The 19,559-nt window shown below is 63.9% G+C and carries 12 protein-coding genes; 7 read left to right on the top strand and 5 right to left on the bottom strand.

Annotation, left to right across the window (positions count from 1 at the left end; all coding sequences use genetic code 11):
• Nucleotides 1-26 precede the first annotated feature (26 nt).
• From HB778_RS23005 to HB778_RS22980, 6 genes are all read left to right on the top strand, one after another.
• Nucleotides 27-1,280 (top strand): sarcosine oxidase subunit beta family protein, encoded by a 1,254-nt coding sequence (locus tag HB778_RS23005; RefSeq protein WP_183457235.1) that lies wholly within the window; start codon nucleotides 27-29, stop codon nucleotides 1,278-1,280.
• Nucleotides 1,281-1,290: 10 nt separating this feature from the next.
• Entirely contained in the window at nucleotides 1,291-1,566 is a 276-nt protein-coding gene (locus HB778_RS23000) for a sarcosine oxidase subunit delta (RefSeq protein ID WP_183457233.1), read from the top strand.
• Nucleotides 1,566-4,547: a sarcosine oxidase subunit alpha gene (locus HB778_RS22995; protein ID WP_183457231.1), complete on the top strand. Its 2,982-nt coding sequence runs from the start codon at nucleotides 1,566-1,568 to the stop codon at nucleotides 4,545-4,547. The genes HB778_RS23000 and HB778_RS22995 overlap by 1 nt, the downstream gene beginning before the upstream one ends.
• Entirely contained in the window at nucleotides 4,540-5,163 is a 624-nt protein-coding gene (locus HB778_RS22990) for a sarcosine oxidase subunit gamma (protein ID WP_183457228.1), read from the top strand. The genes HB778_RS22995 and HB778_RS22990 overlap by 8 nt, the downstream gene beginning before the upstream one ends.
• A 268-nt stretch (nucleotides 5,164-5,431) precedes the next feature.
• The gene (locus HB778_RS22985; protein WP_183457226.1) at nucleotides 5,432-7,801 is read left to right on the top strand and encodes a DUF1989 domain-containing protein; all 2,370 of its coding nucleotides are present in this window, start codon (nucleotides 5,432-5,434) and stop codon (nucleotides 7,799-7,801) included.
• 238 nt (nucleotides 7,802-8,039) lie between these two features.
• A complete protein-coding gene (locus HB778_RS22980; protein WP_183457224.1) occupies nucleotides 8,040-9,749 on the top strand; it encodes an APC family permease in 1,710 nt (569 codons plus the stop codon).
• Nucleotides 9,750-9,822: 73 nt separating this feature from the next.
• Here the strand turns inward: HB778_RS22980 and HB778_RS22975 are convergent, their stop codons facing one another.
• The 5 genes from HB778_RS22975 to HB778_RS22955 all read right to left on the bottom strand — a co-directional run bounded on the left by HB778_RS22975 (nucleotide 9,823) and on the right by HB778_RS22955 (nucleotide 18,371).
• On the bottom strand, nucleotides 9,823-11,142 hold the full coding sequence (locus tag HB778_RS22975; RefSeq protein WP_183457222.1) for an LLM class flavin-dependent oxidoreductase: 1,320 nt from the start codon (nucleotides 11,140-11,142) through the stop codon (nucleotides 9,823-9,825).
• Nucleotides 11,143-11,365: 223 nt separating this feature from the next.
• On the bottom strand, nucleotides 11,366-14,506 hold the full coding sequence (locus HB778_RS22970; protein WP_183457220.1) for an efflux RND transporter permease subunit: 3,141 nt from the start codon (nucleotides 14,504-14,506) through the stop codon (nucleotides 11,366-11,368).
• A 241-nt stretch (nucleotides 14,507-14,747) separates the two neighbouring features.
• A complete protein-coding gene (locus HB778_RS22965) occupies nucleotides 14,748-15,890 on the bottom strand; it encodes an efflux RND transporter periplasmic adaptor subunit (RefSeq protein WP_183457218.1) in 1,143 nt (380 codons plus the stop codon).
• 48 nt (nucleotides 15,891-15,938) lie between these two features.
• On the bottom strand, nucleotides 15,939-16,544 hold the full coding sequence (locus tag HB778_RS22960; RefSeq protein WP_183457216.1) for a TetR family transcriptional regulator: 606 nt from the start codon (nucleotides 16,542-16,544) through the stop codon (nucleotides 15,939-15,941).
• Nucleotides 16,545-16,730: 186 nt separating this feature from the next.
• Complete coding sequence (locus HB778_RS22955; RefSeq protein WP_183457214.1) at nucleotides 16,731-18,371, bottom strand: acyl-CoA synthetase; 1,641 nt, start codon at nucleotides 18,369-18,371, stop codon at nucleotides 16,731-16,733.
• A gap of 202 nt (nucleotides 18,372-18,573) precedes the next feature.
• Here HB778_RS22955 and HB778_RS22950 point away from each other — a divergent pair, with 202 nt between their 5' ends.
• Nucleotides 18,574-19,539, top strand: a complete 966-nt coding sequence (locus HB778_RS22950; protein ID WP_183457212.1) for a sugar-binding transcriptional regulator — start codon at nucleotides 18,574-18,576, stop codon at nucleotides 19,537-19,539.
• The last annotated feature ends 20 nt before the right edge of the window (nucleotides 19,540-19,559 follow it).

Here is a 19,559-nt window from a genome sequence, read left to right as displayed (position 1 = left end):
TGGGCGAGCGACCTCGGAATGAACGTATGAAATACTCGATCTTCTCGCTCGCCCGTGCCGCCCTGTCAGGCCACAAGAACTGGCAGCGCACCTGGCGCGACGCCACGCCGAAGGATCGGTACGACGTGGTGATCATCGGCGGCGGCGGCCATGGCCTGGCCACCGCCTGGTTCCTCGCCAGCGAATACGGCATCAGGAATGTCGCCGTGCTGGAAAAGGGCTGGATCGGCTCCGGCAATGCCGGCCGCAACACCACCATCATCCGCTCCAATTACGGCCTACCCGGCAATACCGGCTTCTACGAATTGTCGATGAAGCTGTGGGAGCGGATGGAGCAGGACCTCAACTACAATTCGATGGTCAGCCAGCGCGGCGTCATCAACCTGTACCACTCCGACGCACAGCGCGACGCCTATGCGCGGCGCGGCAACACCATGCGCATCAACGGCATCGATGCCGAGCTGCTCGACCTCGCCGCGGTTAAGAAGATGATGCCGTTCCTGAACTTCGACAATGCGCGCTTTCCTGTGCAAGGCGGACTGCTGCAGCGGCGCGGCGGCACGGCACGTCACGATGCCGTGGTTTGGGGCTATGCCCATGCGGCGAGCGGGCTCGGCGTCGACATCATCCAGAATTGCGAGGTGACTGGTTTCGTCAGGGACGCCAATGGCAAGGTGACCGGTGTCGAGACGTCGCGTGGCAAGATCGGCGCCGGCAAGGTCGGCATGGCCGTCGCCGGCTCTTCGTCGCGCGTCGCTGATATGGCGGGCTTGCGCCTGCCGATCGAAAGCCATGTGCTGCAGGCCTTCGTCTCCGAGGCGATCAAGCCGCTGATCCCCGGCGTCATGACCTTTGGCGCCGGCCATTTCTATGTCAGCCAGTCCGACAAGGGCGGGCTGGTCTTCGGCGGCGACATTGACGGCTACAATTCCTACGCCCAGCGCGGCAACATGCCCGTGATGGAGGATGTCTGCGAGGGCGGCATGGCGCTGATGCCGATGATCGGCCGTGTGCGGCTTTTGCGCCAGTGGGGCGGCATCATGGACATGTCGATGGACGGCTCGCCGATCATCGACAAGACGCCGGTCGACGGTCTCTACCTCAACGCCGGCTGGTGCTATGGCGGCTTCAAGGCGACGCCTGGCTCAGGCTTTGTCTTTGCCCATCTGCTGGCCCGCGACACGCCACATGAGGAGGCTGCACGGTTTCGCCTCGACCGGTTCCGGACCGGCGCCATGATCGACGAAAAGGGCCAGGGCGCCCAACCGAACCTGCACTGAAGGCCCGAGTATGCGCATCACCTGTCCCTTCTGCGGCGAACGCGAACTCGGCGAGTTCACCTATCTCGGCGACGCTAAGCCGGTGCGACCGACGGCTGGCGCTTCGGAAGACGAGGTCTTCGACTACGTCTATCTGCGTGACAACATCGCCGGCGTGATGAGCGAGAACTGGTATCATGGCGGCGGTTGCCGGGCCTGGCTGAAGATCACCCGCAACACGCTGACGCATGAGATTTCGGCCATCGAACCGGCTGCAGGCGCAGGCGCCGCCAAGGTTGGCGCGTGATGGCCGGCGTGCAGACAAACCGGCTGGACGGTGGCGGCCTCATCGACCGCTCGGCGCCGCTGAATTTCCGCTTCGACGGCAAGAGCTTTTCCGGCTTCCAGGGCGACACGCTGGCGTCGGCGCTCGTTGCCAATGGCGTCAAGCTGGTCGGCCGCTCGTTCAAGTACCATCGCCCGCGCGGCATCCTGACCGCAGGCTCGGAAGAGCCCAACACGCTGGTCGAACTGCGCACCGGCGCCCGGCGTGAGCCGAACACCAAGGCAACGACGGCGGAGCTCTATGAAGGGCTCGAGGCCGCCAGCCAGAACCGCTGGCCGTCGCTGCGCCACGATGTGATGTCGGTCAACCAGCTGTTCGCGCCGATCTTCGTTGCCGGCTTTTACTACAAGACCTTCATGTGGCCGGCGAAGTTCTGGGAAGCCATCTACGAGCCGGCGATCCGCCGCGCCGCCGGCCTTGGCCGCGCTGCGGGCGTCGCCGATCCCGACCACTACGACAAGGCCTGGGCGCATTGCGATGTGCTGATCGCCGGCTCCGGTCCGGCCGGTCTGGCAGCGGCACTTGCTGCCGGCCGCTCCGGTGCTCGTGTCATCCTGTGCGAGGAAGATTTCACGCTTGGCGGCCGCCTGCTTTCGGATGGCGGTTCGATCGATGGCCTGCCGGTAGCCGAATGGCTGTCACGGACACTGGCTGAGCTGGCGGCAATGCCCGATGTCCGCATCATGACCCGCACGACGCTGTTCGGCGTCTATGACGGCGGCACCCATGGCGCGCTGGAGCGGGTCAACGACCACCTTCCCTCGCCGCCTGAGCACCAGGTACGCCAGCGGCTGTGGCGGATCGTGGCGAAGCGTTGCGTGGTCGCGGCCGGCGCTCTCGAGCGGCCGATCGTCTTCGCCGGCAACGACACGCCCGGCGTGATGATGGCGTCCGCGATGCGCACCTATGTCGCGCGTTATGCCGCCGTTCCGGCGAAGCGCATTGCACTGTTCACCAACAATGAGGATGGCTGGCGCACGGTCGAGACGGCGCTTGGCGCGGGGCTGCAGATCGCGGCGGTCATCGACGCGCGGCCGGACGTTTCGCCGGCACATCGCTCGCTGGCGTCCAGGAATGGCTTCACTGTGCTGCACGGCGCCGTCAGCGGCGTCGACGGTGGCAAGGATGGTGTCAGGAAAATCGCGGTGTCGCTCACCGGCGGCGCGCGCGCCGAAGTCGAAGCCGACGGGCTTGCGGTTTCCGGCGGCTGGAACCCGGCGGTCGGGCTGACCTCCTATCATCGCGGCCGGCCGAAATGGCGCGACGACATTGCTGCTTTCGTGCCGGATGGCGCGCCTCCTGGAATGGTTGCCGCCGGCGCTGCCAACGGCGCCTTCGGCCTTGGCGCCTGCCTGGCTGAGGGCTTCGCCGCAGGTTCAGCAGCAGCGAATGACGCCGGGCACGGTGGCAAGTCCAGCTCAGCGCCGGTGGCTGATGACGAGGCGTTCTCGCTGACGCCGCTCTGGCATGTCGCCGGCAAGGGCAAGGCCTTTGTCGACTACCAGCACGATGTGACCGCCTCCGACATCGAACTCGCGCAGCGCGAAGGTTTTGAATCGGTCGAGCATCTGAAGCGCTACACGACGCTCGGCATGGCAACCGACCAGGGCAAGACGTCGAATGTCGCCGGGCTCGCCATCATGGCGGCGGTCACCGGCAAGTCCATCCCCGAGACCGGCACCACCATCTACCGGCCGCCTTACGTGCCCGTCGCCATCGGCGCCTTTGCCGGCCATCATCGCGACGAAACGTTCCATGCGACACGGCTGACGCCGTCGCATCACTGGGCCGCCGAACAAGGTGCGATCTTCGTCGACACCGGCCTATGGAAGCGCGCGCAATGGTATCCGCGCGCGGGTGAGAAGGACTGGCTGGAATCGGTGACCCGCGAGGTCAAGGCTGTGCGCGGCGGCGTTGGCTTCTGCGATGTCTCGACGCTTGGCAAGATCGACGTGCACGGCCCGGATGCCGGCGCCTTCCTCGATCGCGTCTACATCAACACCTTCTCCAATCTTGCCGTCGGCAAGGCGCGCTACGGGCTGATGCTGCGCGAGGACGGCATCGTCTATGATGACGGCACGACGTCGCGGCTGGCCGAGGACCATTATTTCCTGACCACCACCACGGCCAAGGCCGGGCTGGTGATGCAGCATCTCGAATTCTGCCGGCAGGTGCTGTTTCCAGAACTCGACGTGCAGTTGACCTCGGTCTCCGACCAGTGGGCGCAGTTTTCCATAGCTGGCCCCAAGACCCGCGATCTGCTGAAGGAGATCCTCGACCCGGCGGAGGACCTTTCCAACGAAGGTTTTCCGTTCATGGGCGCGCGCGAAGTCGCTTTGCGCGGCGGCATCAAGGCGCGGCTGTTCCGCATCTCCTTCTCCGGCGAGATGGCGTTCGAGATTTCGGTGCCGGCGCGTTATGGCGAGGCGATGGCGCGCAATCTGATGGTGGCCGGCAAACAATTCGGCGTCACGCCTTACGGCACCGAGGCGCTCGGCGTGATGCGCATCGAGAAGGGCCATATCGCCGGACCGGAATTGAGCGGCACAACGACGGCGGCCGATCTCGGCCTCGGCAAGATGATGTCGACCAAGAAGGACTTTATCGGCCGCGTCATGGCCGGCCGCGAGGCTCTGGTCGCGCCGGACCGGCAGGTCGTCGTCGGCATCAGGCCGACGGACAGAGCGCGCCGGCTGCGCTCCGGTGCGCACATCATCCCGAAAGGGCAGACACCTGGCCCCGGCAACGACCAAGGCTATATCACCTCGGTCTGCTTCTCGCCGACATCAGACCAGTGGATCGGGCTGGCGCTGGTCGAACGCGGCCGCGAACGCATCGGCGAGATCGTCCACGCGCATGACCCGATACGCGGCGAGGACTATGACGTCGAACTCTGCAATCCCGTCTTCTACGACCCGGATGGAGGGCGCCAGCGTGGCTGAGTTTTCCTGGGACGTCCGCAGCCCACTCGACCGCGCGCTTGTGTCGGGTGCTTATGGCGCGCGGGGTGATGCCGGCGTGTCGCTGACCGAGATCCGCAATTTCGACCTCGTCCAGGTGATGGCGCGGCGCGGCAAGGCGACGGAGCTTGCCAAGGCTGCCCTGGCTCGCTTCGGTGTCGTGGCTTCGGAAACGCCGAAGGCGGTCGGCACGGCGGATGCGACGTTGATCTGGTCGGGACCGGATCAGTTCTTTGTCCTGTCGAAGGGTGGAAAGCATGGGATAGCGGAGCTTGCGCTTTCCCTCGCCGGATCGGCGTCGCTGTCCGACCAGTCGCATGCGCGGGTGCTGATCAGCATCTCCGGCACCAAGGCACGGGCGATGCTGGCCAAGCTGTCGTCGATTGACCTGCACCCCGATGCGTTCGCTGTTGGCGCGGCGGCCGCGACCTCAATGGATCACACCAGCGTCACGCTGTGGCGGGGAAATGATCGAGATGGATTGGCCGTGTTCAACGTTCTGGTGTTTGCGACCTTCGCCGAAAGCCTATGGCACACGATGCTCGACTCGGCTGCGGAGTATGGTGTCGACATTAGCCACTCTGAGGAACTGACGTAGCGTTTGTGCGCCTCTTCCTTCTCCCCTTGTGGGAGAAGGTGGATCGGCGCGTTAGCGCCGAGACGGATGAGGGGTGTTCCAGCGAGGTGAGACGTTGGCGTTCCCTGGAGCACCCCTCATCCGTCGCCTTCGGCGACACCTTCTCCCACAAGGGGAGAAGGGGGAGCTTGTGCCACCTTCGCCTTGCCAAACGCAACCGCGCTGCTATTCTTGCTGCTAAAATAATTTCACACACAGGCAAACTTGTTTCTCGAACCGCAAGGCTGAGATGAGCCAGTCGCCCTACCCCACAGTCGCTGCCGGACCGCCCAGGCCGAGCCTCATCCTGAGGCCCGGCCAGATCGCGCTGCCGCCGGGCATGCAGCGTTATACGATCCAGGGCAATGGCGCGGTGCTGATCGAGGTCGAGGCGGGCGATACGATCACGGTGCGCAATGTCGAAGGCGGCCAGGCTTGCGAGTTGCTGGCCTGGGACGCCACAGGTGCCACCGATCCCTCCATCTTCGGCGAAAAATCCAACAGCAATGCCGCCGGCATCAAGGCGTTGCTTGCCGAGGGCGATGACAGTATCGGCGCGTTGCGGCGCGGCATTGCGCGCCGGCAGGTGGTGCTCGATCAGGCCAAGGCGGTGCGCGTGTTCGGCGGCGCCACGCCGGCCGGTACGGAACAAGCATTCACCGTTACGCGAGACGGCTGGATGGTCATCGCCGCGCCCGGCGGGCCGATGCTGGTCGACGGCCATGACACGGCAACGCCGCTCACCGTCATCGTGCGGCGCAAGACGATCCGCCTGAAAACAAAAACGCAGCTGGCCGATCCGCTCGCCGACCCGGTGCTCGACCTGCGCGTCCACTCGGCGACGGCGGAATCCTATTTCGTCAAGGCGGGCGACTATCTGCAGATCATCGACGTCGACGGGCGCCAGTGCACCGACTTCCAGTGCTTTTCGGCGCGCAAGCTCGACAAGGGCCTTGACCATCCGCTCGACGTGACCACGACGCGCACGCTGATGGGATCGAGCTATCCGATGCCGGGCCTGCATTCGAAATATTACGACCAGGACATGGAGCCGCTGGTCGAGGTGGTGCAGGACACATGCGGCCGGCATGACGCCTTCGCGCTCGCCTGTGCTGCCAAATATTACGACGACATCGGCTACCCCGGCCACACCAACTGCTCGGAGAATTTCAACGGTGCGCTGGCCGGCAAGGGCGTCAATCCGCGTGCCGGCTGGATGGCGATCAACTTCTTCTTTAATACCGCGATCGACGCGCATGGCGTGATGGTCTCCGACGAGCCATGGTCGCGTGCCGGCGACTATGTGCTCTTGCGCGCGCTGACCGATATCGTCTGCGTGTCCTCCGCCTGCCCGGACGACACGACACCGGCCAATGGCTGGGATCTCACCGACATCCATGTGCGCACCTATTCCGGCCAGCACAAATTCTCGCGAGCGATCGCCAGACGCATGACGCCCGATTCGGAACCGAAAATGACCCGCGAGACCTCCTTCCATTCGTCCTTCGCCAAGCACACCCGCAACTTCTCGGAGTACAGGGGCTATTGGCTGGCCAATTCCTTCGCCAGGGAAGGCGCCATCGCCGAATACTGGGCCTGCCGGCAGGACGCGGTGATCATGGACCTGTCGCCGCTCAGAAAATTCGAGGTCACCGGTCCGGATTCGGAAGCGCTGCTGCAATACACGCTGACTCGCGACGTGAAGAAACTCAGCGTCGGCCAGGTGGTCTATTCGGCCATGTGCTACGAGCATGGCGGAATGATCGACGACGGCACGCTGCTGCGGCTCGGAAAGGACAATTTCCGCTGGGTCGGCGGCGACGACCTGTCCGGCGAATGGCTGCGCGAGACGGCCAAGAAGCTCGGGCTCAACGTGCTGGTGCGCTCGTCGACCGACCAGATGCACAATGTCGCCGTGCAGGGGCCGAAGAGCCGCGACATCCTGCGAGAAGTGATCTGGACGTCGCCGCTGCAGCCGTCGATCGACGAGCTCGAATGGTTCCGCTTCGCCGTCGCCCGCATCGGCGGCGGCAACGGCATTCCGGTCGTGGTCTCGCGCACCGGCTATACCGGCGAGCTCGGTTACGAGATCTGGTGTCATCCGCGCGACGCCGAAAAGGTGTTCGACGCGATCTGGGACGCCGGCCAGCCGCATGGGCTGAAGCCGATGGGCCTGCAGGCGCTCGACATGGTGCGCATCGAAGCCGGGCTGATCTTCGCGGGCTATGAATTCTCCGACCAGACCGACCCGTTCGAGGCTGGCATCGGCTTCACCGTGCCGCTGAAGAGCAAGACCGACGATTTCATCGGCCGCGAGGCGCTGATCCGGCGCAAGGAGCACCCGCAGCACAAGCTCGTCGGCCTCGACATCGACAGCAATGTCGCGGTCGGCCATGGCGACTGCGTCCATGTCGGCCGTGCGCAGATCGGCGTGGTCACGTCGGGCATGCGTTCGCCAGTGCTCGGCAAGAACATCGCGCTGGCCAGGCTCGACGTCACCCATGCATCCCTCGGCACGGAGGTCGAGATCGGCAAGCTGGACGGGCATGCCAAGCGGCTGCCGGCGCGAGTCGTCGCCTTCGCCCATTACGATCCGCAGAAGACCAGACCGCGCTCCTGAGCGTTGCAACCCCTGCCTTCTCCCCTTGTGGGAGAAGGCAAGAGCATGTGCGCGCAAGCGTGATGTGCACGGCGTCACAAAACGCTTGACGTGAAAGCGCGCCGGATCAATCTTCACTGCTAAGAAAAAAATGCGACTGAGTGGAAACACGTCGGTCGAGATCATTGGCCGGGGAGCAAGCTTCGCAAAGCCGAGGCATCACCGGCGGGGAACACTTACAAAAGGGGAAGTCACTGACATGAGCACCATAAGCACGGCCCTCGAGCAGCCTGCCGAAAGCAAGCTGCTCAGGCATATCGACTGGCGCGGCGCCTTCTGGGTGGCAAGCGGCGTTCCGGCCCTGGTCCTGTTTTCGATCGGCGGCATCGCCGGTACGACCGGGACGCTGGCCTTCCTGATCTGGACGGTGTCCATGATCATGGGCTTCCTGCAATCCTTCACTTATGCCGAAATCGCCGGCCTGTTTCCAAACAAGTCGGGCGGCGCCTCGATCTACGGCGCCACAGCCTGGCTGCGCTATTCCAAGTTCATCGCGCCGCTGTCGGTGTGGTGCAACTGGTTCGCCTGGTCGCCGGTGCTGTCGCTCGGCTGCTCGATCGCCGCCGCCTATATCCTCAACGCGCTGGCGCCGGTGCCGCTGTTCACCGAGACCTCGGCGGAAGTCGTCGCCTATATCGCGGCGCATGCCGGGACGGCGCCCACCGACGCGATTGCCGCCGTGACGACCGCCGCGACACCGGCCATCCGCAACTGGACGCTGTACAGCCACACGCTGGGTCCGGTCTCCTTCACGCTCAACGCGACCTTCTTCATCGGCGCGGTGCTGATGCTGATCATCTTCTCGATCCAGCATCGCGGCATCCTCGGCACGGCCAATGTGCAGAAATACATCGGCCTGCTGGTCATCATCCCGATGCTGATCGTCGGCGTCGTGCCGATCGTCACCGGGCAGATCAACTGGGCCAATTTCTCACCGCTGGTGCCGCTGGCCGCCGCCTATGCGCCCGAGCCGGGCGCCTGGAACATCGCCGGCTGGACGCTGGTGCTCGGCGGCATGTTCATTGCCGCCTGGTCGACCTACGGCTTTGAAACGGCCGTCTGCTACACATCCGAGTTCAAGAACCCGGGCACCGACACCTTCAAGGCCATCTTCTATTCCGGCCTGCTCTGCATGCTTCTGTTCATCCTGGTGCCCTTCACCTTTCAGGGCGTTCTCGGCCTGAACGGCATGCTGGCGACACCGATCGTCGACGGCTCCGGCGTTGCCGACGCTCTGGCAGGCATGGTCGGTGGGGGCGCACTGATCCACAGCCTGCTGGTGATGCTGATGATCCTGGCACTGGTGCTGTGCATCATGACGGCGATGGCCGGTTCCTCACGCACGCTCTATCAGGGTTCCGTGGATGGCTGGCTGCCGCGCTATCTCAGCCACGTCAACGAGCATGGCGCACCGACGCGGGCGATGTGGACCGATCTCGTCTTCAACCTGATCGTTCTGGCCATCGCTTCGGCCGACGCGACGAGCTTCTTCTTCATCCTCGCCGTGTCGAACTGCGGCTACATCATCTTCAACTTCCTCAACCTCAACGCCGGCTGGATCCACCGCATCGACAACGGCCACATCGCGCGGCCATGGAAGGCGCCGAGCTGGCTCTTGGGGATCGGGGCGATCTTCGCCTATGTCAACGCCATCTTCATGGGCGCCGGCGCCAAGGTGTGGAACCCGATGGCACTGTGGGCCGGGTTGATCACCGCGGCGCTGATCATCCCGGTGTTCTGCTTCCGCCACTACATCCAGGACAAGGGCAAGTTCCCCGACCACATGCTGGCCGATCTCGGCATGACGGGAGCGGACCTCTCGGTGAAGAAAGCGGGCATTCTGCCTTACCTGACGCTGGTTGCCGGCGTGGTGGTGATGCTGCTCGCCAACTGGCTGTTCGTCATCTGACGTAGCGACTTAAAAATGATCGGGCGCGCTTCGGCGCGCCCGACGTTTTTTGACCACCAGCCGGAGCCTCGCGTCAACCAGCCTTTCGGACCACTGCCTTCGGGTGTTCGAAGAACCGGTTGGGCGGCCGCTTCAGGCCGAGATTCTCGCGCAGCGTCGAGCCCTCATATTGCCGCCTGAAGATGCCGCGCCGCTGCAGCTCGGGCACCACCTTCTCGACGAAATCGTCGAGCCCGGCGGGCAGATAGGGAAACATGATGTTGAAGCCGTCCGATCCCTCGGTGACCAGCCATTCCTCCATCTCGTCGGCGATGGTTTGCGGCGTGCCGACGAAGGCGAGGCCGGAATAGCCGCCGAGCCTCTGGGCAAGCTGGCGGACCGTCAGGTTTTCGTTCCGGGCGAGCTCAATGACGCGCTCGCGGCTGCTCTTCGAGGCATTGGTCTCCGGTATTTCGGGCAAAGCGGCGTCGGGATCGAAGGCCGACGCGTCATGCCCAAGCGCGATCGACAGCGAGGCAATGCCGCTCTCGTAATAGACCAGGCTGTCGAGCTTCGCCCGCTTGGCCCGCGCCTCCTCGACGCTGTCGCCGACGATGACGAAGGCGCCAGGCAGGATCTTGATGTCTTCGCGCGAGCGGCCGAGTTTCTGGGCCCGACCCTTGACGTCGGCAAAGAAGCGTTGGCCAGCGGCGAGATCACCATGGGCGGCGAAAATCACCTCCGCCGTCTCGGCGGCCAGCTGCCGTCCTGCTTCCGACGCGCCGGCCTGGACGATCACCGGCCAGCCCTGCACCGGGCGGGCTATGTTGAGCGGACCCCGCACGGAGAGATGCTCGCCCTTGTGATCCAGCACATGCAGTTTGGCGGGATCGAAATAAAGTCCGCTTTCGGCGTCGCGGATGAAGGCGTCGTCGGCAAAACTATCCCACAGGCCAGTGACGACATCGTAGAATTCCCGCGCCCGGTGATAGCGCTCGTCATGCTCGACATGTTCGTCCAGTCCGAAATTGAGCGCTGCATCGGGATTGGACGTGGTGACGATGTTCCAACCGGCGCGACCGCCGCTGATATGGTCGAGCGAGGCGAAGCGGCGGGCGATGTGATAGGGCGCGTCGAAGGTCGTCGACGCTGTGGCGACCAGCCCGATGTGATCGGTGACGGCGGCCAGCGCCGACAGCAGCGTGAACGGCTCGAACGAGGTCACCGTGTGGCTGCGCCGCAGCGCCTCGATCGGCATGTTGAGCACCGCTAGGTGATCGGCCATGAAGAAAGCGTCGAACTTCGCCGCCTCCAGCGTCTGCGCGAAGCGTTTCAGATGCGCAAAGTTGAAGTTGGCGTCGGGATAGGCGCCTGGATAGCGCCAGGCGCCGGTGTGCAAGCTGACCGGGCGCATGAAGGCGCCGAGCCGCAATTGCTTTTTTCTGCCATGGGAAGACACCCTGATGAGGACGAGCGTTGCCGCTCCATATAGCGCAGGATGGGACCGCTTTGCGGTCCTGGGAAGGAATTCTGTTTTGCAAAACCGGCACTGCGGAGCATTTTCATCGGCGTGACGGCTGGCCTGTCACGCCGCATCATCCGCCATCGCCGGCGGCGGATGATGCGATGTAACCGCTCTATTCCGCGGCCAGGGCCAGTTGCGGCCGCTCGGCGGCCAGTTCCGGTTCGGGCGCCTGCTCGCTGTTCACCACCTTCTTCGGCTCGCGGCCGAAGAACAGGGCGTAGCCGGCCGGCAGCACCAGGATGGTCAGCACGGTGGCGACCACGATGCCGCCCATCATCGCATAGGCGAGCGGCCCCCAGAACACGGCGCGCGAGATCGGGATCAGTGCCAGCACCGCCGTCATCGCCGTCAGCACGATCGGCCGGAAACGGCGCACGGCCGAGCCGATGATGGCCTCCGAGCGATCCATGCCTCTGGCGATGTCCTGGTCGATCTGGTCGACCAGGATGATCGAGTTGCGCATGATGATGCCGAGCAACGCGATGACGCCGAGAATGGCGACGAAGCCGAACGGTGCGCCGCTGATCAAAAGGGCGGCCGCAGCACCGATGATGCCGAGCGGACCGGTTGCCAGCACCAGCATCGCCTTGCCGAAGTTCTGCAGCTGGATCATCAACAGCACGACGATGATGGCCAGCATGATCGGCGCCTTGGCGGCGATGGACGCCTGGCTTTCGGCCGAATCCTCCGCACCGCCCTGGATCTCGATCTTGTAGCCGGGCGCCAGGCCATCGCGCAGGCCCTGGATGTCCTTGTACATCTTGGTGACGACGTCGTTGGACTGCACGCCATCAGGCAACGTTGCCCGCACGCTGATGGTCGGCAGGCGGTCGCGGCGCCACTCGATGCCTTGCTCCAGCACCGGCACCACCTTGGCCACCTGCGACAGCGGCACGAAGCCGCCGAAATCGGTCGGGATGTAGACCGAGTCGACCGAGGACAGCAGGCTGCGGCTGGCATCCGGCTCGCGGGCAACGATCGACACCGTCTCTTCGCCGTCGCGGAAGTTGTCGAGCGGCGCGCCGGACATGGTTGCCTGCAGCATCTGGCGGATACGCTGCGAGGTGACGCCGAGCGCACGGGCACGATCCTGGTCGATCACCAGCTTCATTGCCGGCACGGGTTCGAGCCAGTCGTCATGCACGGCGCCCAGCAGCGGATTCTGCTGGAACTTCGCCTTCACCTGGTCGGCGATGCGGCGTACTTCCTGGCGATCGGGACCCATGACGCGCATCTGCACCGGCCAGCCGGTCGGCGGCCCGAGGAACAGGCGATCGACCTTGGCGCGGATCGAGGGAAAGTCCTCGGCCAGAACCGTGCGCAGCTTGACGATCAGCCGTTCGCGCGCCGGTTCGTCATTGGCCATCACCAGCATCTGGGCAAAGTTCGGATTGGTGAGCTGCTGGTCGAGCGGCAAGAAGAAGCGAGGCGCGCCTTCGCCGATATAGGTGGCGATGAAGCGCTTGTCCTTGTCGTCCATCATCTTGGTTTCAAGCGCCTTGGCCTGCGTCTCGACCTCCTTGATGCTGGTGCCTTCCGGCAGCCACAGGTCGACCAGGATTTCCGGCCGCGACGATTGCGGGAAGAAGTTCTGCGGGATGAACTGGAATGCCCACAGGCTGGCGCCGAAAGTCACCAGAGTCATCACTAGCACGATGATGCGATGGCGCACCGCCCAGCCGACGGTCGAGCGCAGCCGACGATAGAAGCGCGTGTCGAAGGCATCGTGATGGGTGCCGGCATGCTTGCGCTGCTTGAGGATCATATGCCCAAGCCACGGCGTGAAATAGACCGCGACGAACCACGACACGATCAGCGCGATGCCGACGACATAGAACAGCGTGCGCACATATTCGCCGGCGGTGGAGGCTGCGAAGCCGACAGGGATGAAGCCGGCGGTGGTGATCAGCGTACCGGTCAGCATCGGGAAAGCGGTCGATGTGTAGGCGAAGCTTGCGGCCTCGATCTTGACCAGCCCCTCCTCCAGCTTGCGCTCCATCATCTCGACGACGATCATGGCGTCGTCGACGAGCAGGCCGAGCGCGATGATCAGGGCGCCCAGCGAAATGCGCTGCAGGTCGATGCCAAGCTCGTACATGATGGCGAAGGTCGCGGCCAGAACCAGCGGAATGGCAATGGCAATGACCAGGCCCGAACGCCAGCCGATCGACAGGAACGACACAACAAGCACGATCAGCAGCGCTTCACCGAGCGCATGCATGAATTCGGCCACTGCATCCGTAACGACGCCCGGCTGATCGGAAATCTGGTCGACCGACACGCCATAGGGCAGCGCCTCCTCGAAGCGCTTGTAGGTCGCCTCGACATCCTTGCCGACATCGGTGACCTTGAAACCCTTGGCCATGACGACGCCAAGCTGCACGCTGTCATGACCGTTGAAACGGTATTTGCGCTGGAAGGGATCTTCGAGCCCCGAGGTCACCGTGGCGATGTCGCCGAGACGGGTGACCTGGCCGCCGGCACGCAGGCGCAATTCCCTGATATCGGCGGCCTTGGTGACGTCGCCTTCGACCGAGATGCGCACCGAATTGACGCCGGTGTCGACGGAGCCGGCCGGATCGACATTGTTCTGGCCCTTGATGGCGTTCTGCAGGTCGGTCAGCGTCAGGCCGCGTTCGGCCAGCGCCTTGGACGAGACGTCGATATAGAGCTTTTCCGGCTGGTCGCCGATGATGACCGCCTTCTCCACGCCGGACGTGGTCAACAGCATGTCGCGCGCCTGGATGGCGAACTTCTTCAGCTCGGGATAGGAGAAGCCGTCACCGCTGATCGAATGCAGCGTGATGAAAGTGTCGCCGAATTCGTCGTTGAAATAGGGGCCGAGCAGGCCTTGCGGCAGGTCGCCGGAGATGTCCCCGACCTTCTTGCGCACCTGATAGAAGGCGTCGGTCACTTCGGCTGCGTTGGTGTCGCCCTTGATCTGGACGGTGATGATGGCGCTGCCGGCGCGGGTGAACGAGCGCACGAAGTCGAGATGCGGTGTTTCCTGCAGCTTGCGCTCGATCTTGTTGACGACCTGGTCTTCCATCTCCTGGATCGAGGAGCCCGGCCAGATCGCCTGCACGACCATGACCCGGAAGGTGAAGTCGGGGTCTTCCTTCTGGCCCATGCGCATCAGGCCGAGCGCACCGGCGATGATGATGAGCCCGAACAGGAAGCGCGCGATGGAGGGATGGCCGATCGCCCAGCGTGATAGGTTGAAGGGCCGCTTTTCTTCAGTGGAGGTCGTCATCGGTGCTGGTCCACTTTGCTTGGTTGCCGGCGCCTGGTGCTTGGGAAAAGCGCGGCGCGCGAAACGAAATCATCTTTGATCTGGCTTCCGGGCGGCGAGGCCTTCCAAGTGGAGAGACACTCATCGCGGTGGGACGCTAGGATCGATGCGGGGGTACATCGGGCCCTTGACGTCTCGACCTTCGGGGCGCTCGCCGCCCGAAAACCTGCGGCCGCGGGAACGCGCGGCCGACTATCTGTCGTCAGCGCAGCCGGCTGGCGTCTTCGCCCTCAGCGGAGGCAGACTGCTGCGCAACACCGCCGGCGAGCTTCACCTTCAGATTCTCGGTCATGAACTGCGTGCCGGCGGCGACCACGATATCGCCGGGCTTCAATCCTTCGGTGACACGCACGCCATCGGCGGCGAACTCGGCGACCTTGACCGGGCGGGCATGGACGGTGTCGGCGCCACGATCGACGGTCCAGACGATCGACTGGCTGTCTTGCTTCGCCAACGCGCTCAGCGGGATCGATACGAGTTGCTTTTCGTTGGCGGCCGAGGCCTCGATATTGGCGGTCATGCCGAGCAGCACGCGCGGGTCGTTGGGCAGGCTGACACGGACGGCAAAGGTACGCGACTGCGCATCGGCGCTGCCTGCGACCTCGCGGACCTTGCCATCGAGCGTCAGCGTGCTGTCGGACCAGAAGCCGGCCTTGACCGACTTGCCCGGCTTGAACTCGGCGATCTCCATTTCCGGCACCGCGATCAGCACTTCCTTTTCGCCGTCGACCGCGACAGTGACCACTGGCGTGCCGGAGCCGACCACCTGGCCGACATCGGCGTTGACAGCCGTGACGATGCCGTCCTTGTCAGCCTTGAGGTCGGTATACCCGACCTGGTTCTTCGCCTGGTCGAGCGACGAGCGGGCGGAATCGCGCGTGGCGACTGCCTGGTCATAGGTCAGTGTCGCCTGTTCGAGCTGCGATTTTGGCGAAAAATTCTTGGCAAAAAGCTGCTCGGCGCGCTTGCGGGCAAGCTCCGTCGTCTCGACCTGCCGTTCGGCGGCATCGAGGGTGGCCCGCGCGCTCTTGACCGAAAGGTCGTAGTCGGTGGGATCGATGCGGGCGAGCACATCGCCCGGCGCCACGTGCTGGCCGATGTCGACCAGACGCTCGGTGATCTTGCCGTTGACCCGGAATGCCAGGGCGCTTTCGGTGCGGGCCCGCACCGAACCGGAATAGGAAAGCATGCGGGTGTCATGCGCCTGGGCGATCTCGACGACCTTGACCGGGCGGATGATATCCTTGACTTCGGCTTTTTCCTGGCTGCAGCCGGCCAGAGCGAGCGCCGCAACGATCAAGCCCGCGACCGGCATCCGGCGGACAATGGAATTGGACAAAGACATCGTGGTACTCCCGACTGGAGGCGGACTGGCAACACCGGCGAGCGGCGGCTATTTCAAGGCTCTGATGGCGTAGTCGATAAGTTCGTCGGGCATTGCCCGGTTGGTCTTGGCAAGGCACTGTGCCACCATTTGCGGGTGACAGAGGATGACGGTGGCGGCGCCGAAGCAGCGCGAGGCGACTTCGGGATCCTGCTGCCTGAACTCGCCGGTCTCGACACCCTCGCGGATCACCTCGGCGAACAGGTCGTGGATGCTGTTGACGTGCGCGTCGATGACGGCCCAGTCGCGCTCGAGCGCGACGATGACCATCTCATGGACCTTTTGCTCGTCGAGCATGGTCTCGAGCGTCATCTTGTACTGGGCGTGAATGTAGCGCCGCAGCCGCTCCTCCGCGCTGATCGGCAGATGCATGATCTCGTAAGCCATCTTGTAGCTGGCGCCGAGCATGCGGCCGCAGACCGCCTGGTGGATTTCGACCTTGGAGGCGAAGAAACGGTAGATGTTGGCCGGCGACATGCCGAGGTCGCGGGCAATGTCGGCAACATTGGTCTTGCCGTAGCCATAGTGCCGGAACAGACGCTCGGCGCAGTCGAGAATGCGCGTCACATTCTCCTGCCTGGCGGCATCGGCGACTATGGTGGCGGCTTCGGACATAGCTCTTTCGTTTGACAAGTGACGAATTTCAATTTTCGTCAGTCGTAAATTGAAGAAGATGGGATGTCAACGCGAAATCGACGTACGCGTACAAGATAGTGACAGATGGTGACATCCAACAGACGTCACCAAGCGGCCGAAGGATGCGGGCAACTCAAAATATTTTTGAAAGAGGCCGTCGGCGCTTCAGGCGAGTTTGGCCATTTCCCGCAGCCGGAATTTCTGGATCTTGCCCGTCGAGGTCTTCGGGATCTCCGCGAAGATCACCGCTTTCGGCACTTTGAAGCGGGCAAGCAGCGTGCGGCAGTGCTCGATGATCTCGGCCTCGGTCGCCGCCTTGCCGGGTTTCAGTTCGACATAGGCAACCGGCACTTCGCCCCATTTGTCGTCCGCGCGGGCGACCACACCACAGGACGCCACCGAGGGATGTTTGTAGAGCGCATCCTCGACCTCGATCGAGGAAATGTTCTCACCACCCGAGATGATGATATCCTTGGAGCGGTCCTTGAGCTGGATGTAGCCGTCCGGATGCATGACGCCGAGATCGCCGGAGTGGAACCAGCCGCCGGCGAAGGCTTCGTCGCTCGCCTTGCGATTCTTGAGATAGCCCTTCATGACGATGTTGCCGCGAAACATGACCTCGCCGATGGTCTCGCCGTCGGCCGGCGTCGTCTGCATCGTCTCGGGGTCCATGACAGTAAGCCCTTCGAGCGCGGCGTAGCGCACGCCTTGCCTTGCCTTCTTGGCGCTGCGCTCGCCCTTTGCGAGACTGTCCCATTCGCCGTGCCATTCGTTGACCACGGCCGGGCCATAGGTCTCGGTCAGGCCGTAGAGATGGGTGACGGCAAAACCTGCATCGGCCATGCCCGACAGCACGGCTTCGGGCGGCGGCGCGGCCGCGGTGTTGAAGGTCACGATCTGCGCGAAGGCGCGCTTGTCCTCATCCCGGGCGTTGATCAGCACCGACATGACGACCGGCGCACCGCACAGATGGGTAACGCCATGGTCGGCGATGGCGTCGTAGATCGGCTTCGGCCGCACCCAGCGCAGGCAGACATGGGTGCCGGCCTGGACGGCCAGCGTCCACGGAAAACACCAGCCATTGCAATGGAACATCGGCAGTGTCCAGAGATAGACGGCGTGCTTGGCCATGCCGGCATGGATGGTGTTGGTATAGGCCATCAGGGCGGCACCGCGATGATGGTAGACGACGCCCTTGGGATTGCCCGTCGTGCCTGAGGTGTAGTTGAGCGAAATGGCGTCCCATTCGTCGTCGGGCATCGACCAGGCGAAATCCTCGTCGCCGCTGGCGACAAAATCCTCGTAGTCGAGCGCGCCGACCCGCTCCCCTTTCGGATAGGGCGCGTCGGCGGCGTAGTCGGGATCGTCATAGTCGATGACCAGCGGTTTGACCTTGGCCAGATCGAGCGCCTGCCGGACGACGCCCGAGAATTCGCGGTCGACGATCAGCACCTTGGTCTCGGCATGGTCGAGCTGGAAGGCGATGACCGCAGCATCGAGCCGCGTGTTGAGCGAGTGCAGCACCGCCTTGGTCATCGGCACGCCGAAATGCGCCTCCAGCATGGGCGGCGTGTTCGACAGCATGACGGTGACCGTGTCACCTTTGCCGATGCCGCGCTTTTGCAGCGCCGAGGCGAGCTTAAGCGAGCGGCGCCAGAAATCGCGATAAGAGATGCGCTGGCGGCCATGGATGATGGCGATGTGGCCGGGATAGGTCTTTGCCGCGCGCTCCAGATAGGTGAGCGGCGTCAGCGGCTGATGGTTGGCCGCGTTCCTGTCGAGATCCTGTTCGTAGGGATTGCCCATCCCGTCCTCCCCAAAGTCCTTTTCGAGCTTTCTAACCTTAGGGCTCTCGTCAGGCCATCCCCCTGAATGGCCGAAAATACTATGCTATCCGGGCTTTGTAGAATGGCGATCCCGGATGCGCCTTGTCGAGAGGCGATCGCGCTCACACATCCAAATTTGACTTTTGTCGAGAGCCGTGACTAATGTCAGCTAAGGAGACGGCATGGCGATCCGACCGGCAGAACAAATCATTCACAAAGCCGCCTGGCTCTATTATGCGCATGGCCTGCGGCAGGACCAGGTTGCCAGCCAGCTTAACATTTCGCGTGCTTCGGTGGCGATGTATCTGCGCAAGGCGCGCGAGACCGGCATCGTCAACATCTCGACCTCGACCCAACTTTTCACCGACGACGTGATGGCACGCAAGCTCGAGGACGCTTTGAAGCTCGATGCGGTGTGGATCGCGCCGGAGAACGGCCATATCCCGGACCCGTCGACGGATATCGCCGTGCTGGCGGCGAGCGTGTTTCTCGAGCTGGTCAAGAAGGGCGACCGCATCGGCGTCGCCTGGGGCCGAACCGTCTACATGATCGCCGACATCATGTCCTATGCCGACCTGCAGGATGTCACGGTGGTTCAACTCTGCGGCAATCTCGGCGCGCCCTATTCCTACCGGCCAGACCAGTGCACCATGGAAATCGCGCGCCGGCTCAACGCCAAGGGACTTAATTTCTACGCGCCGTTGGTGCTGTCGACGGAAGAGCTGGCGCGCGCGCTGCGCGCCGAGCCGGTGATCCGTGAGCAGCTGGCCGGCATCAGCGATTGCAATCTCGCGCTTTTTTCCGTCGGCACCGTCGATGCCGACAGCCATGTCGTCAAATGCGGCGCGCTGAACCCGGACGAAATGGCCGCCCTGCGCGGCATCGGCGCCGCCGGCGTCATCGCCGGACAGATCATCGACGCCAGTGGCGAGGCGCTCGACTGCAGCTACAACCGCCGGGTCATTTCGGCTGAACTCGCCTCGCTCGGCGCCATCGAAAAACGCCTGATGGTGGTGCAGGAGGACAGCAAGTTCGAACCGCTGCTCGCAGCACTTGCCGGCGGGCTTTGCACGCATCTGGTGGTCGGCGCGCGCATGGCGCAGCGGCTGCTCGATCATGCCGGAGCGGCACCACAAAAAGCATCCTGAAAAGCAACCTTTCGCCGGCG

The organism is Mesorhizobium huakuii, from assembly GCF_014189455.1.
GTDB classification, from domain to species: domain Bacteria; phylum Pseudomonadota; class Alphaproteobacteria; order Rhizobiales; family Rhizobiaceae; genus Mesorhizobium; species Mesorhizobium huakuii_A.
The sequence above is the reverse complement of the archived record's forward strand: the minus strand, read 5'-3'. Positions and strand labels throughout refer to the sequence as shown.